The 16571-nt window shown below is 38.2% G+C and carries 11 protein-coding genes and 1 pseudogene; 4 read left to right on the plus strand and 8 right to left on the minus strand.

What is annotated here, in order from left to right; all coding sequences use genetic code 11:
- Positions 1-41: 41 nt before the first annotated feature.
- Positions 42-1289, minus strand: a complete 1248-nt coding sequence (locus FJR09_RS18430; protein ID WP_015083223.1) for an OFA family MFS transporter — start codon at positions 1287-1289, stop codon at positions 42-44.
- Between the two features lie 187 nt (positions 1290-1476).
- Here FJR09_RS18430 and FJR09_RS18435 point away from each other — a divergent pair, with 187 nt between their 5' ends.
- Positions 1477-2115 (plus strand): transaldolase family protein, encoded by a 639-nt coding sequence (locus tag FJR09_RS18435; protein WP_015083222.1) that lies wholly within the window; start codon positions 1477-1479, stop codon positions 2113-2115.
- 586 nt (positions 2116-2701) lie between these two features.
- Here FJR09_RS18435 and FJR09_RS18440 read toward each other — a convergent pair.
- From FJR09_RS18440 to FJR09_RS18450, 3 genes are all read right to left on the minus strand, one after another.
- Positions 2702-4969, minus strand: coding sequence for an MASE1 domain-containing protein (locus FJR09_RS18440; RefSeq protein ID WP_015083221.1), 2268 nt, complete (start codon positions 4967-4969; stop codon positions 2702-2704).
- Positions 4970-5005: 36 nt separating this feature from the next.
- Positions 5006-6121, minus strand: coding sequence for an RRXRR domain-containing protein (locus FJR09_RS18445; protein ID WP_168654151.1), 1116 nt, complete (start codon positions 6119-6121; stop codon positions 5006-5008).
- A gap of 590 nt (positions 6122-6711) precedes the next feature.
- Positions 6712-8415, minus strand: a complete 1704-nt coding sequence (locus FJR09_RS18450; protein ID WP_168634128.1) for an ABC-F family ATP-binding cassette domain-containing protein — start codon at positions 8413-8415, stop codon at positions 6712-6714.
- 526 nt (positions 8416-8941) lie between these two features.
- Here FJR09_RS18450 and FJR09_RS18455 point away from each other — a divergent pair.
- Both FJR09_RS18455 and FJR09_RS18460 read left to right on the plus strand, forming a co-directional pair.
- Positions 8942-11134: a cation:proton antiporter gene (locus FJR09_RS18455; RefSeq protein ID WP_168634127.1), complete on the plus strand. Its 2193-nt coding sequence runs from the start codon at positions 8942-8944 to the stop codon at positions 11132-11134.
- 40 nt (positions 11135-11174) lie between these two features.
- The gene (locus tag FJR09_RS18460; protein WP_041458577.1) at positions 11175-11846 is read left to right on the plus strand and encodes an AMIN domain-containing protein; all 672 of its coding nucleotides are present in this window, start codon (positions 11175-11177) and stop codon (positions 11844-11846) included.
- 124 nt (positions 11847-11970) lie between these two features.
- On the opposite strand, the gene FJR09_RS18465 is transcribed toward FJR09_RS18460, so the two are convergent.
- Together FJR09_RS18465 and FJR09_RS18470 are read right to left on the minus strand one after the other, a co-directional pair.
- Complete coding sequence (locus FJR09_RS18465) at positions 11971-13782, minus strand: SAV_2336 N-terminal domain-related protein (protein ID WP_015083216.1); 1812 nt, start codon at positions 13780-13782, stop codon at positions 11971-11973.
- The gene (locus tag FJR09_RS18470) at positions 13775-14062 is read right to left on the minus strand and encodes a hypothetical protein (protein WP_162471203.1); all 288 of its coding nucleotides are present in this window, start codon (positions 14060-14062) and stop codon (positions 13775-13777) included. The genes FJR09_RS18465 and FJR09_RS18470 overlap by 8 nt, the downstream gene beginning before the upstream one ends.
- On the opposite strand from FJR09_RS18470, the pseudogene FJR09_RS18475 reads away from it, so the two are divergent.
- Positions 14029-14550, plus strand: a pseudogene (locus tag FJR09_RS18475) (Bax inhibitor-1 family protein); the annotation flags it as partial. The gene FJR09_RS18470 and the pseudogene FJR09_RS18475 overlap by 34 nt on opposite strands.
- Positions 14551-14662: 112 nt before the next feature.
- Here the strand turns inward: FJR09_RS18475 and FJR09_RS18480 are convergent.
- Positions 14663-15205: a DUF3172 domain-containing protein gene (locus FJR09_RS18480; RefSeq protein WP_015083215.1), complete on the minus strand. Its 543-nt coding sequence runs from the start codon at positions 15203-15205 to the stop codon at positions 14663-14665.
- A 161-nt stretch (positions 15206-15366) separates the two neighbouring features.
- On the minus strand, positions 15367-16443 hold the full coding sequence (locus tag FJR09_RS18485; RefSeq protein WP_015083214.1) for a fatty acid desaturase: 1077 nt from the start codon (positions 16441-16443) through the stop codon (positions 15367-15369).
- Positions 16444-16571: the final 128 nt, after the last annotated feature.

Genomic DNA, 16571 nt, shown 5'->3' on the forward strand with positions numbered 1-16571 from the left:
GGGAAAGCATAAGTTAAGAGGGGATGTCGAAAACGAACAAATTATGTGACTAAATCGGCATTGGCAGAAGTGCGTTTCAACATGAATACAGCCACAATAATTCCCACAATGGCTAATCCCGCAGTTGGATAAAAGAAATTAGTGTAACTGCCGAAAATGTCTCTAATTTTGCCAGCTAATAAAGTTCCACCCAAAGCCCCCATACCGTAAGCAGTGAAGACAATACCGTAATTTTTGGCATAGTCTTGGGATTGAAACATGATTAAAGTAGAAGTGGGAGCGATCGCTAACCAACCCCCCAAAGCCAAGTAAAATAGCGAAAAAGCGACTATATAAGTGAGTACACTGCCCTTACCCGCACTCAGCATCATAATCGAACCAATCAAAATTAAAACAAAGGAAACAATTGCCCCCAACTTTGGCGTAAATTTGTCCGTAAACCACCCAAAAAACAACCGTCCCGCACCATTAAAGACAGCAAACAGAGAAACTGTATTTGCGGCTGTGGCTGCATCTAATTTAATAATTTCCTGTGCTAGAGGACTAGAAATACCAATAGCTGCCAGTCCCGCAAAAGAACCAATGGTGTAGCACAACCACAAGCCATAAAAACTGGAAGTCTGAAGAATTGATCCTGAAGTTGTCGTGTGAGAATTTGTTTGCACAGATCCGGGTGGAGTCCATCCTTCTGGTTGCCAACCTGGAGGAGGAGTTGTGAGGACAGTAGAAATAGCGGTAATAATAACTGCAAAAGCAATACCTAAAATTACAAAAGTTTGCTGAACTCCAAAAGCATCTATCAGAAACTTGGCCAAAGGTGCAGTAATTAAAGGTGACAAACCAAATCCAATCACAGTAGCGCCCACAGCCAAACCTTTTTTATCAGGAAACCACTTAGCCACCACAGCCAATGGTACACCGTAAGTGATACCCACACCCATACCAGCAATCACACCATAGGTAATAGTTAATGTAGGAATATTGCCACCCAAACTAGAGAGGATATAACCTACTGCCGTAATTAACCCACCAACACCTGTAATCAGACGAGTATCAAAACGATTGATATAAAAGCCAGTGATTGGCATTAAAATTGCGAATACAACCAGCAGCACCGTAAATGGTAATAGGCTATCAGTTGCACCCACACTAAGAAGTTTTTCCAAAGGTTTTCTAAAAATACTCCAAGAATAAACTGTACCCAAGCACAGTAAAACAGTGATACTTAGAGGTATCAGTAGCCATCGCCCTTTCTCCGCAGGCATACCAAATAATTGTAGTTTTTCCATTTGTTGTTATGTGAGGTGAATATATAATTTTTTTGCAGTATCTCACTTTTTGGCTAAATTGGCATAAATGTTTTTTATATCGAGGTGAGTACGTAGGATAGCGTGAAAAATTAGCTAAGATATTTCTGTTAATTCTTCTGGATAAACTGCTGTAAAGTAATCCTGGAAAGAATTAATCAGGGTTATTATGGCACTTTATTTAGATTCAGCTATTGCCGCAGAAGCCGAAATTGTTAAACATTGGGGTTGGGTAAAAGGTATCACCACCAACCCCACATTGTTAGCACAAGCCAACACCCCACCAGAAACCACCCTCAAAACCTTAGTTTCCTTAACTTCAGGTCCGGTATATTATCAACTCCTCGTTTCAGACAAAGAGAAAATGATAGCCCAAGGGAGAAAAGCTTTTGAAATTATTGGTTCTCAAACCATCTTAAAAATTCCTGCCACACCCCTAGGATTTGAGGTAGTAGCCACCCTTTCCTCAGAAATCACCTGTTCCGTCACCGGCATTTACAGCCCCGCACAAGCCGCAGTAGCCAAGGAAGCGGGGGCAAAAATCGCCATAGCCTATGTCAATCGGGCTGAACGCTTGTTAGGAGACGGTATTGCTTTGGTACGAGATATGGCCAGTATTCTCAAAGGCAGTAATGTGGAAATTTTAGCAGCTAGTATCAAGTCACCAGCAGAAGCAGCCGCGTCTCTCCAAGCCGGTGCTAATCATCTCACCTTACCATTGGCAATGTTGCAAGCCATAGCAAGCCATGAATTTTCCAATCAAACCGTGATTGATTTTGCGGCTGGAGGAATCGGCTTAACAATTTAAATTAATAGCCTCTAGTATATACTCCAACACCATTAGTGAATAAATGAAGGGTTTCACCCCTCATCCTTAAAACCTTGATTTTCCATAATCAAAATATTTTAAAATTGGTTTTATGGTCCTAGACAAAATGGCTTAAAAACCAGTGAAATCAATCTATATCGGGGATGATGGGTGTGACCCCCTATTAATTATTCCCGGAAAATATAGATTACAAACTGTTGGCAATGAACAAATAAAAAATTTAAAAATAAATGCCAAATTGGCAACCATCATGAAACGAACCAGGCTAAATTATATGAGTCGAGCAAAAACAAGGGATTCGTTAAGAGACTGAATCAATTAGCAAAAAGCTCTTGTTAAGATTGCTTAAAAAATAAATAGAATTAGTATTTGCTGCCTAGGAATACCTGCTAAGTATAGACGTTATCGTTAACCTGCAAATTACCCCCCTAATTAACGGTTCTCGTCTGTATGAATAAAGTTCCTAATCGCTTCAGCAGCAAATGATAGAGTGGGAGAGAAAGGCGCTTGGTAATGCCTCCTCCCACTCTCTTTTTTTGGGTACTTTTTATAAGTCGTGCAGCTTTTAATCTGTTGATTCTGACTGATAAATTCTGTGTTGAAAAAGTCTTTTTTGCACCAGTTGAATTGATTCTACAATTGCTTCTAATTTGACAGGCTTAGGAATAAAATCATCCATACCAACAGATAAACATTCATCTCTGTTTGACTGCATTGCATTGGCAGTCATAGCAATAATATAAGGACGATTAGTTTTACCCCATTCTTGATAAATTGCTTCTGTTGTTTCTATCCCATCTAATTCTGGCATTTGTATATCCATGAAAATAACATCATATATCTGTTGTTTTAATGCGGTTAATACCTCAACCCCATTATTGACAATATCTACTTGATATCCTAGTTTCTGAAATAATTTCTCAGCAATTTTCTGATTAACAATATTATCTTCAGCAATCAATATTTGTAAAGGAAATTTCTGGGAGAAATGGGTATCAAATTTAATGACTGGTTTTTGGATATCTTGATTTTTGGGGGTGAGAAAATCTAGCTCTACACTAAATAGACTACCTTGGGATAATTTACTAATGACTTTAATTTCACTACCCATTATTTGAGCTATTTTTTGACTAATTGCTAAACCTAATCCTGTGCCTTGAGATTTAAGTTTACTTTCTCCTACTTGCTCAAATGGTAAGAATATTTTGGCTAATTTTTCAGAGCTAATTCCCACACCAGTATCTGTGACTTGGAAGTTTATTTTAGTTAAATAAAATAACTCATTTTTTGGTTCTTGACTAATAAAATTAACAATCAAAGTTACTTTACCTGTATCCGTAAATTTAATAGCGTTTCCTAATAGATTTAGCAAAATCTGTTTTAAGCGTTTTTCATCGGTATGAATAATAATAGGTATTTTTTGGTCAAATTGATAGATAAAATCAATATTTTTTTCCATTGTAGAATAACGACAAATTTCGACTATCCCTTTCAAAAAATCAGGAAAGTTAAAATTTTGCAGTTCTAGTGCCATTTTTCCAGCTTCTATTTTAGAAATATCTAAAATATCATTAATTAATGATAATAAATGGACACCTGATTGATAAATGATTTGAATATCTTCTTTCTCTGATGTTGTTAATGTTGGTGAATCTTGAAAAATTTGAGAAATTCCTAAAATACCATTTAATGGTATCCGCAGTTCGTGACTCATGTTGGTGAGAAATTGACTTTTGTAACGGTTAGCATCTACATAATTTTGTTTTGCTAATTCTAATTCTAAATTTTGCTGAATAAGCTGTTCTTTTTGTTGCTCTAATATTTCTGCTATTTGCTGAAGTTCTAGCGATTTATCAAATAATTCCATTTGCGAATTTTTTAGGATTAATGTTGCTGTTTTTCTTTCACTAATCACAGCATTTAATACAAGTGTTGTTAAGACAATTACCCCAATAAAGCATTGTAGTAATAAAAGAGATTCATTTAAGTTAGAACGATTAAATGCTCCTAGTCCTCTAACTGTTCCTAAAATAGCCATTACAGCTACAAGTACAATTAAGTTTGTAGCAGCTAGTTTCCCAAACCGAAAAACTGCCCAAACTAAACAAGGAATAATCATGTATTCTATAAAGTAGTTACTAAAAAAAGCATTTTCACATATAATAATAACAATTGTTAATAAGAGTAAAATTTCGATAATTCCCCAAAAAGTTCTTGATTTTAGGTTAATTGCAAATTCTTGTTTGTGCGTTAAGAAATATTCCTTAAATAACTCTCCCCAAGTTAGTAATGCTGGAGTAAAAATAAAGATTCCAGCTACGTTAGATATCCACCAAGTTACCCATAAATTGGTAAAGTCAATAATAGATATTTTTCCTCCTAATGTTAATGCTGTTACTCCCGCAGTCGCATTCACAATTGGTCCAATCATCCCTGTGAATACTAAAAATTTCCTCACGTCGCTTAGTCGTTCTAGAGGAGAGGGTGTAGCAACTAATTTGCGAAATAGGAAACAACCCAGTAATATCCCAGAAGTTGTACCAATAGCAATTCCTAAAACCTGTAAAATTGAAGAAATGAGCGTAATGATATTGGTTGGATTAATAAATGCCCAAATATTTGCTAAGAATGACCCAATTAATACTCCTGGCCAAATCCAATACCCAAAAAGTAATATAGCAGCAGTAGCAAAACCATCAGGTGGCCAAACTGGTGTAACATTTTGGGGCGTAGAAGCGAGAATTCGAGAAAATTGTGCAGTTTCGTAGTATACTAAAGCTAAAACTGCTATCCATGTAGAACGGACTGATATAAATCCTAAGTTGAATTTCATTAATTTATAAGACCTCGCGGTAAGCGGGAAACTCAGTCACTTTAGTGCTGAGAGGGAAGCGACACGGGCGGTTTTAACCGCCGTAATAATTAGACTTGTTGATCTTAGAATCAACTTAACTTTTTTAACAGTGCATTGTCCTAATCTTTTCCAATTAGCGTCACTAACAGAGACTGCTTTTTCAGTATCTCCGCTAACCCAACCAAAGAAAGTTTTACTTCCTTGAGTGGCTTCCACAAAGTCACCTTTTCTAAAGCCATGACGAGTTGTAGTGCCTCCATATTTCCGACGATTACCACCTTCACTAAAAGTCATTAAATGGAGTTGTCTACGACTAATTGGAGGACGACGCACAATGGTGAATTGAGACTCTGTGATATCAACCCCTCCTATCCAAGATGCGCCATGATTTTTAGCACCTTCCCACGTCTGGTATTTAACAAATTCAGAACTTGCTAAGGCAACCGCATCAACTGCGTGTGTTTCTGGTATTTGCAAAGATTTATCGGATTTTTCTTTATGCAATCCCAGGTACTTACGAAGGTTTGAGGTTTCCCAGCCCTTCTTTAAAACGACATTTATAAGTTTTGATAGTCGGCTAATTTGGTATCTCTGTCCAACCATGACGGGACTAAAGCCTTTGTTACCTCGTGCTTCAACCTCTTCAATAACAACTGTTTTTATTGGGTAAAGTTGGAGGAGTAAACTAATTACTCGATATTCCAAGTCTTTGTTTGCTCTAATACTTGGAGGCAACTTTGAGCCACGACGATTATCAAATCTTGCTTGACGATGATTGCGTTTGTTGAAAGATAGCTTTCTATTAATTCGCCTTCCTCGCCTATTACGCCGCATCATTGATCGTTGATCCATTCGGTCTTTGACCGTTTTGAAAGGCAAAACTAAATGCAACATTTGCAAGGTGAACTTTTTGGACTGAACCGCTATACCTGAAAAGAGTTTACCAGGGTCTAAACCAAGAACTATTTCTTGCGTTTCAGTATTACTTGATTCGGCTAATAACTGGACATAGAAAATGCCAAGTTTATCGAATTTGCCGATTGCTTTACCGCATTTGATCCATCGTCTTGCTCGACTAGGTTTAGTTGGCATTAATGGCGTATTGTCTACTGAAATTACGGGTACTCGCATAAAGAGATAATCCTTCGAGTAAAGTTTAATGTCCCTTCGCTCAACGCAATCAAGATGTCTTGGCTTTAACCAACGCTATTACAAGATAGCTTGAAGATAATCCGAACTAGAGAAGTATTCGGAAGTTCGTACCAAATTGCGTCTCAATGAGCTAGTCAAACACGTAAGTCTTGATTTCTTACAAGCTCAGTCCCTTTAAGGCTGAGTTATTGACAATTGTATTTGACAGTAATATACAATAGGCATCTCCGGTAATTAAATGTGCGTGGTTTGAAACCCTTGTAGAGACGTTCTATAGAACGTCTCTACATTCATTTTCACCAGAGGTCTAATTGTTCAACTCTCTGTTAGTGTGATATCCATAACTGTAATCACTATTGTTACTTTTGATCAACAAAAACAAGCTGATACCCAGTCAGAAAAAAACTGAAGAATATGGACATCAGAGGAGCAACTGAATAATACAGGATATTTTTCTGATTTTTAGCAGCATTTCTCTAGTTAACCCAGGAAATCCCCCTTTCTATATTTTATAGTTGATCAGAAAAGAGGGATACAAGGATTTACGGTTTTGGAGATAATTGCTTATTCTACTTCTGCTTTGCTCCAGCTTTAGCAGCTTTAGCAGCTTTAGCGGCTTTTTTAGCAGCTTTTTCGGCTTCTGCTGCTGCTAATTCTGCTTGTTCTTTCTCTTCGGCTTTCTTATCGAGATAGTAGTGATAATCTCCTAAATAAACGCGAAATTCACCATCACGAATTTCGACGATTTTGTTAGCTACTTGGGAGATAAAATAACGGTCGTGGGAAACTACCAGGGCTGTACCATCATAGTTTTGCAAAGCCTCTTCCATCATCTCCTTTGCCGGAATATCTAAGTGGTTGGTAGGCTCATCCAGAATGATTAAGTTCGCTGGACGTAAAAGCATTTTTGCCAATGCTAACCGAGCTTTTTCACCTCCACTCAATGCCCCAACTTTCTTAAATACGGTATCACCAGTAAATAAGAATCTTCCTAACAGTGTGCGGACTTCTTCGTTTGTCCAGTTGGGAACTTCATCATGAATTGTTTCCATGACGGTTTTATTTAAATCCAACGCTTCCGCTTGGTTTTGCTCAAAGTAACCCGGAATAACGTTGTGATCACCTAATTTCACAATCCCTTCTGTGGGAGGTTCAACACCCATCATAATTTTTAATAGTGTGGATTTACCCGCACCATTGGGACCGAGAAACGCAATTCTGTCTCCTCTTTCCACTAGCAGATTTGCCGACAAAAACAGAATTTTATCCCCATAAACATGAGTTAAATCCTTAATCTCTACCACTTCTCTACCGCTACGACTAGCATCAGGAAAACGGAAATGCAGAGTTCTTACTCCGCCTGTGGGAGCTTCGATGCGTTCAATTTTATCTAGTTGCTTTTCTCTACTTTTCGCTTGGGTACTGCGGGTAGCACTGGCGCGGAATTTATCTACAAATGCTTGTTGTTTTTCTAATTCTTTTTGCTGACGTTCGTAAGCGTTAAGTTGTGCGTATTGATTTTCCGCTTTTTGTTGTAGGTAGGATGAGTAATTACCCAGGTAAGAACTGGAAACACCCCGTTCAGTTTCCACGATTTGGTTACACAGACGATCTAAAAATTCCCGGTCATGGGAAACTATCACCATGGGGGTAATTAAACCGCGCAGGTAATTTTCTAACCACTCAATGGTTTCTAAATCTAAGTGGTTTGTCGGTTCGTCCAGTAGTAACAAGTCGGGTTTTTGCAGGAGAATTTTCCCTAAACTCATCCGCATTTGCCAACCACCGGAGAAGGCACTAACTAGGCGATCGCCATCTTCTAGTTGAAATCCCATCTCTGGTAAGATCTTACCAATCCGCGAGTCTAAGTTATATCCGTCTAAAGCCTCAAATTGACGCTGTAACCTATCTAACTGATGAATTAGTTCATCTAACTCTTCTGGATTAGCAGTTTCCATCTCATGGGGAATATGAGCTAAAGCCATCTGCACTGCGTTGGCTTCTTTAAATACAGTCCAAAATTCTTCTCTGACTGTACGAGTGGGGTCAACCTCAAATTCTTGGTTAAGATAAGCTATATGTAGACTGGAAGGGCGAATAATTTCCCCAGCGGTGGGTTCAATCTCCCCAGAGATGATTTTCAATTGGGTGGATTTTCCCGCACCGTTAACACCAACTAAACCAATCCGATCTCCTGGTTTGACTTCCCAGTTGACATCTTTAAGAACTTCGCCTGTAGGATAAATTTTACTGATATGTTCTAATCGCAGCATGAAGCGTCTCGTAGGTAGGGGACAGGGGGCAAAGCTAACGCCGTATATAATCTTAACAAAATTTAACGCCTTATGTACAATTTTTTGGCTAATTCTTTCCTAGAGTCAGGAGGTAGGGGCGCAGGCTCTGCGCCCTTTGTCAGCAGAAAGAAGAGAGAAGAAGAAAAACGGGGTTTACCAGCAAGTGTTGTACATGACAACTGAGACCTTTTTGCAACTTTTAGTTATAGTATTGTTTGACAATTTCTGGGTTATTATTGCCTTTTTTGAGGAAATAATTTATTGATCAAAGGTTCTGATCACTTTATTCTCTTGTTCTAGGTTTTATGCTTGCTAATTCTCAATTTTATTCGCGGTTTAACAATAAATTAATACTGATTTTTTGAGGCAATTAAGATAGTAAATTAACAATAATTAACATCTTAAATTAATAAAAATAGCCGAAAATATATCTAATTAGGTTGACAATTTACACTCTTGTAAATAATTATCATAGTGAACCCGGATAATCGTTAATGAGGAAAATATGCACACAGTTGTTCTCGTTCTAGTTCAGGTGTTAATTGTAATTGGACTCTCCCGACTTGTGGGACTGGGATTCAAAGTAATTAAACAACCATTGGTAATTGGTGAGATCTTCGCTGGTATCATGCTTGGTCCATCATTATTTGGTTTAATTGCTCCCGGTTTAGCACATAGCCTGTTTCCCCCAGAAACAATGCCTTATTTGAATGTTTTATCGCAAATAGGGCTAATATTTTTTATGTTTCTGATTGGGTTGGAATTAAATCCTAAATATCTGAGTGGTAACTTAAAAACTGCCATTCTCATTTCTAATCTCAGCATTATTGTTCCCTTTGCTTCGGCTTTTGGATTATCTTTCCTCCTTTATCCTTTAGTTTCTGGCAACAATGTAAATTTTGCCCCTTTTGCCTTGTTTTTAGGGGCAGCCATGTCAATTACCGCCTTTCCTGTATTGGCGAGAATTATTACCGAAAATAACTTACAGGGAACTCGGTTAGGGACATTAGCCTTAACTTGTGCGGCGGTGGATGATGTGACAGCTTGGTGTATTTTAGCAGTAGCGATCGCTGTCGCTCGTCACGGTAGTATTGATCAACAAGCTATTTTCACCATTGTTGAAAGCATTGTTTATATTGGCTTCATGTTCACAGTTGGACGGTGGTTTCTCAAACGGTTAAGCAAACATCATCGTCGGGCTGGACGTTTGAGTCAATTCGTTCTCGCTGTAATTTATATGGGAGTTGTGTCCTCTGCCTTAATTACTGAATTTATTGGCATTCACCTAATTTTTGGGGCATTCTTATTAGGCGCAGTCATGCCCAAAGATGAGGGATTAGTCAGAGAATTAGCCATCAAAACTGAAGATTTTGTTCTCATCTTTCTCTTACCAATCTTCTTTGCCTACAGTGGTTTAAAAACACAAATTGGTTTACTTAACAGTCCTCATTTATGGCTATTGTCTGCTTTGATTTTATTAGTAGCAATTGGCGGTAAGTTTACTGGTGCTTATATAGCTGCTCGAATTAGTGGCATTGACAAACGAGAAGCATCAGCCCTCGGTTGGTTAATGAATACTCGCGGTTTAACCGAGTTAATTGTCTTGAACATTGGTTTAGAGTTAGGCGTAATTACCCCCTTACTTTTCACCATGTTAGTAATTATGGCTTTGGTGACAACATTCATGACTTCACCATTACTGGAATGGACTTATCCTAAGCGCCTAATCAGATTAGATATAGTTGAACCAGAAGCAGAAATTCCCTCAGAAGCTGTACCAGCCCCCAGCGAACCTTACCTCATCCCATATCGGATTTTAGTCCCAGTTGCCAATCCCAATGCCCAAAAAGGTTTGTTACAGTTAGCAACAGCGATCGCAGTCAACAACCGACAACCTGCTATTGTTTATCCCCTCAGTTTTATTGAACTCGAAGAAGACTATGGCTTTGAAAGTACCCCCACCGAAGCCGACAGACTGATTGCCGAGCGTCGCCAAAAATTAGAAGAATTAATCGCCACCCTAGAACCACCACTAACACGTTCCTGTATCCATCCCATAGTTCGCATATCTAGCAATGTTGCTAGAGAAACAGCACAAATAGCCAAAATTGAACAACCCGATTTAGTTCTCGTCGGTTGGCATCGTCCAGCTTTTAGTAACAATCGGTTAGGGGGAAGAGTCGGACAAATCCTGGGGACTACACCAGTAGATGTCGCCGTATTTGTAGATAAAGGTGGCGAACGGTTAGAAAGTTTATTAGTTCCCTACTCTGCCAACATTCATGACGATTTAGCATTAATTATCGCCCTCAGAATGCTGATTAATCGTGATACTTGTATGTTACAAGTTTTACAAGTCTTTAAAGGCAATCATGTCCAAGACGAATTAAGTTATGAACTCAACACCATGATTGAGCAGTTACCCAAAAGTGTCCGCGATCGCATTGAAATTAAAACTGTTACATCCCCAGAACCAATCCAAGCGGTAATTACTGCCTCAGAAAATGTTGATTTAACCATTGCTGGTACTAGCCGTCTGTGGGGAATAGAACGTCAAACCCTGGGAAGATACACAGATCAACTCGCCATCCAATGTCGTTCTTCATTACTCATTACCCGTCGTTACAGTCAAGTTACCTCACACCTCACCGCCCTTTTACCAGCAGTTAATACCCAAGAAATAATTCGTAATTCTTAATTTTTGCCAACCAGGTACTATATTGAATCACCACCAAATTATGAAAACAATAACTAATAAAATTCTTCCATCTATCGGGGTAAGTTTATGTGGTTTAATCACCCTTACCCCCAATATCAGTATTGCCCAACCAATCGCACAACTTAATAATTGGGAATTTAACCCCAAATCCCAGCAATTAGAAATTAATATCTCCGCAACTGCAACACCCCAATATTTCTACCTAATTCAACCACCACGTCTGGTTCTCGATTTACCTAATACCAAACTCGGTAAAGTCCTCACCCAAAAAGAATATGCCGGTGCAATTCAGAAAATTCGTATTTCTCAACTTAACGCCAATATTACCCGCATAGTTCTTGACCTAGCACCAGGAACCAAATTCCAACCCAACCAAGTACAACTTCAACCTCTTTCTCGACAAAAACCCACGCGCTGGGTATTCAATCCTCATCTTAGCTTTTCTCCCGCTAAGAGTCTCTTACCCACACCCGACACTACTCTACCACCATCCACAAATCTCACAAGTAACTCCCAACAACCCTTAATCACCGTACCACCTCTAAATTCTCAAAACCCCCCAGTAATTACCAATTCACCCCTACCTGCCGCTATGTTGACCCCACCTTCAGAAAACAAAAATAGTTCTCCAAATAAACTCAAAGAAATTCCCATAATTGAATTTGGGCAACCTTTACCTAAGAATCTATAAAATAGTAAAAATATAAAAAGTACCGCCTTGTTAAACGCCATTCATCTCACTCCCAATCTCTGACTGGGACAGAAACTTCATCCTGTACATCCTTAAATCCTGGATATCCTGATTCAGACATTTTTTAATCCACTTTGTCAAGGCAAGAGCGTTTTGACTCCCGTTCTAAAGTTGCCACCACAAAATCAAAAGTGTGAGTTTTAACAATTTCAATAGTAGCAACTTCAAAATCACAGGTTTTTAATTCTGGTTCTTTTGTTGTATCTCCTGGAGAAGTACCTGCTTGAATTTGGGAAGATATGGAATCTGCTAAATCAGCATATTCACCCCCAAGATTGCGGAATACATCTACAGCTATTTGTGCAAAGGGTAGAACTTTCTCTTTATCGGTTTCAATTTCAGGTAATAAATCTATAAGTGCGGTAAAACTATTAACTGATAAACCAATTCTGTCACCAATATATTTAGAAACAGCATCTAAAACATTGATTGTTTCATTAGTGGCCATTGCCGGATTGAGTACCTTTCGCACACCAGGCAAAAAATCATAAACTCTAGCTTTTCCGGCTTTATCTTCCTTAGTAACATGAAGTAATCCCCCCATATATACTTCTGCCACATGAACAGGTTGGGCTGTTTTTAAACAGGTTTTTCTAATCAGATTAACCACAGAAATATCCACAGGTGCAGCAGCCATCATTCCTGCTAATCTTTGGGCTGTGAGTGATGCTGTATTTAGGAATTGTTTAACAATTATTTTCGCTTGTTCTTCTTGACCTAACCCCCCGTCCCCCTTCCCTGCGAGGGAAGGGGGGGAATTTGTTCCCTCTCCTTTTTGGGGAGGGTTAGGGAGAGGTGAAGAGAGGTATTCTAAATCAAATAAATAAGTAGAAATTCTAGTATTTCCAAAACCGGCAATTACTCGCCCCCAAAGTTTTAATATTTGTGGGTCTAAATTGAGAACAGGTAAAATTAAAGTTTTATGCCAATTAATATTTAACCAAAAAGGTAAATCATCTAAAATTAATTTATTATTAGCAATACCAGGATTTAAGGCTTTAGCAAAAAGTTTACGTCCTAAAGATAATTGGGTACTATCCCATAATCGTTCAGGAAAGAATTGGACAACAGCAGTAGGTTGAGATTCCGACCAATCTTTTAACCATTGATGAAAAGTGGGATTTTGCCAAAGGGGAGATACACAATCACTAATAAGTAAAGTTAAACCCCGTTTATTTGGATGAATCAATTCCCGGTGCTGATGTTGACGTTGTTCTAATTTACCTCCTTTTTTACGACGAATGAGCATTAAATTATTATTTTGAGATTTAATAGTCAAAACTCGAATACGCCGAAATGCCCCTTGATTTTCGAGAATTTGTTGAAATTCATCTATCAATTCTTGCCAAATAAAAGCAGAACGGGATTCTTCAACTACTAATTCTAAATTTAGCCATCTTTCTGGTTCTGGTTTGGTAACAGGTAGCCATATATCACGTTCAATAATGCGGTTAATTGTTGCTTCTTCATTTAAAATAAATCTGCTTGTAGAAGGTACTTTGCGCTTGAGGGGACGCATTGCCCGACCAATTTCTAAGGAATTTTGAATAGTCCGGGCTGCGGGAACTTGAAACGGAAATCCTGATGTTGTGTTTTTTGTTCCTGATGTTTGATTATTTGGTTTTTTTTCTGGTGATTTCGTATAAACATTAATAACTGAATCTTGTACAGAAGTATCTTGAGAAGGTTCTATTTTTCCATCATCAATTATTTTGGTTTCTGGTGCTTTTGGTTCAGCAATAACTCCCATTTGCAAAGCCAACCAAATACTATCAGCAATATCTTCATCATCCAATGACAAACTGTGCAGTAATCCAGCCTGATCTAATCGGCTGATTAAGCGTTTAATCATAGCATGAGAAGATAATTTATTCATTTTCTTCTTCAGCCTCTAAGTCTTCAACTGCACCTAAATCTGTAAGCAGTTTCTCAATCAACTTACTTTTACTATCAATACGTCCTTTTGTCACCATAAAAATAGCATTTAATAATTGGTCTGTTGCTAGTGTTTCTTCTTTTTGTCTCCCATGAAAATCCTGAATTAGTGTATTTATATCTGGAATTTTAGCAGTTTCTGCATCTAAATGAGCCGTAACAATGTTAATTAAATCATCTATTGACAGTTTTGTTCTTCGTTGCCCAAAATGTGGCATCAAAAGGTAACAAAGCCCTAGCTTTACCCCTATTGGGTATTTACAGTCTCTTATCTGGATATACCTTGAGTGGCTTGGTATTTGTAGCTTTGAGAACCCAAGGGGTAGGTATTCAAGGTATTGCTATTGCTGCTTTAAGTTGTGGCATTACCTTCATTGTTGCCCGAAAAATCGGTTCTAACCTTTCGGAAGCAGACGGTATGGCGTTGACAAAAACCGTTAGTTTGGGCATTGTGGCCTTATTGGTGGTTTGTCTTCTCCAATTTGTCTTTACCTTGTTTGGTGTTTACACACCCAGTTGGTTAGAAATTGGTATCTCTGGTATAGGTGTATTTCTCTTCGCAGGAGCATCAGTAGTTGATTTTTACATCTTACCCCGCACTTACCGCAATGATGAATATTTACCAGCAGCTTTGTCAATGTATCTCACCTACATCAATTTATTTGTCTTTATCTTACGCTTGCTGATTGCTATCAATGGTCGTGATTAAGTATCTGTAAGCATAGAAAACTAAAACTTATCAGGAAAGAAGAAAAGTGAAAGAAAAATCTTCTTCCTTCTTCTTCTTTCTTCTTCCTTCTCCTGACTCCTGACTCCCATATTTAAAATCTTTCCGTATCTTGTGGACTTCCCACAGCACCAGGTTGAGATAAAAAGAAATTTTGAGCCGATTCATTTTGATAAATACATCTAATATCTGGCTTTTCACTATTTAAGTCCCCTGTAAAGCCAAAGGTATTAAGACGATTTTTACATTCTCGTACCTGATCTGATGTTACAAGTTTTTTATTTTCCAAAATTGCCCAGTTATTTTGACGAATTACACATCCAGGGCGGATATTTGGCTGGGCAACAAAGACATTAAAGGGATTAAGAGTGACAAAGAGTCTGGCATCCATCACCATGGCACTAGATCCAAACTGCACACAAATCTCAGGATTTGGCGCTCTAGTGTCAATGAACTCACGGGAAGCTACGTTTGATGAACTTAATGTAGTTGTCGAACTAAACGCAATCCCAATCCCAATTCCCAAAATCATCACTCCTCCTAAAAGGGCAATGGTGGCGAAGTTAAACACCGGGGATTGGAAAATAGAGGGTTTAGGGTTATTTGTTGGTCTAGTATTAGCAGATTTACGTCTCATTTTCGCTTTATTACCTTCGTCCCAAGAGTGGTTTTTTAATTTCTCCCTTATTCAGTATGCCGATCCTTGAAGATAATTATCCCCTATTTTCAATTTTAAGGAAAATATAAAATAAAAAAAGCCCGCATTAGCGGACTTCCTAGCTTTAAAAAATTTACCGATTACTTGACATTCTGACTCTTAGAAGTGTAGTAAACCTTACTACCTGTATCGGGAACAAAATGACAACCAATAGCAGAATTCCACAAAGACTTCCAAACTGGTTCTTTTGATTCGTGGAAATACTCACCCATAATTGGTTTAATTGCCTCAGTCGCTTTCAACAAATTGTAATGAGGCATATTCAAGAAAATGTGGTGAGCAACATGAGTACCGATATCATGATGAATGTGGTTAAAAATTCCATAATTTCGGTCAACACTAGAAATTGCCCCTTTCAGGAAAGTCCATTCTTCCCCACGATACCAAGGAATTCCCGGTTCAGTATGGTGTAAGAAAGTCACCAAATCCAACCAAATAATAAAGACAATGTAAGGTCCAGCGTAGTATTTTAACAACGCCATCCAACCAAATTGATAGGTGAATAAACCTAACAAAACTACCATACTAATCCAAAGTGTGGTGCTGGTGATAATGTCCCATTTTTCGGAAGGCTTAAACAGTGGGCTACTAGGTGAAAAGTGAGAACCTTCTTTACCAGGAGAACGCTTGAATAAATAAACCGGATAAGCCAATAAGAACAGATAAAAACGCCCTATTCTTTGCGATAAAGGCATTTCATCATACTCAGATTCAGAAACAGGATACCAGCTTTCATCATTTTCCAAACTGCCTGTATTCTTGTGGTGAGTTCTGTGGCTAATTCTCCAACCATGATAAGGAACAAGAATGAAAGTATGGGTAATATGACCAACTAAATCATTCAACCATTTATGCTTAGAAAAAGATTGATGTCCGCAGTCATGACCAACAACAAATAAAGCCCAAAACATAGTTCCTTGCATGACCCAAAAAACTGGCCAAAAATACCAAGAATCCAGATAATTAGCCGCTGCATACAGCAGTCCCACAATCAGAACATCACGGAAGAAATAATAAAGTGATTTCGTTACACTTGGCTGAAAACATTCAGCGGGAATTGCAGCTTTTAAATCCTGAAGAGTAAACGGTAATTTTTCTTGACCTTCAGTAGATGCAGAACTAGGGTTTTGATTAAACTCGATTGTATCTAATTGCACTGGATTATTTAATTGATTGTAAATTAGAAATTAACAGTGAGGTAATATTTAATGACCTCTAAAATACAAACTTGAGATGTTGGCAATTGACCTAAACCGGGTTAAATTTGGTTAATTGCCAAATCAAA

This window comes from Dolichospermum sp. UHCC 0406 (genome assembly GCF_009712025.1).
Classification (GTDB): domain Bacteria; phylum Cyanobacteriota; class Cyanobacteriia; order Cyanobacteriales; family Nostocaceae; genus Dolichospermum; species Dolichospermum lemmermannii.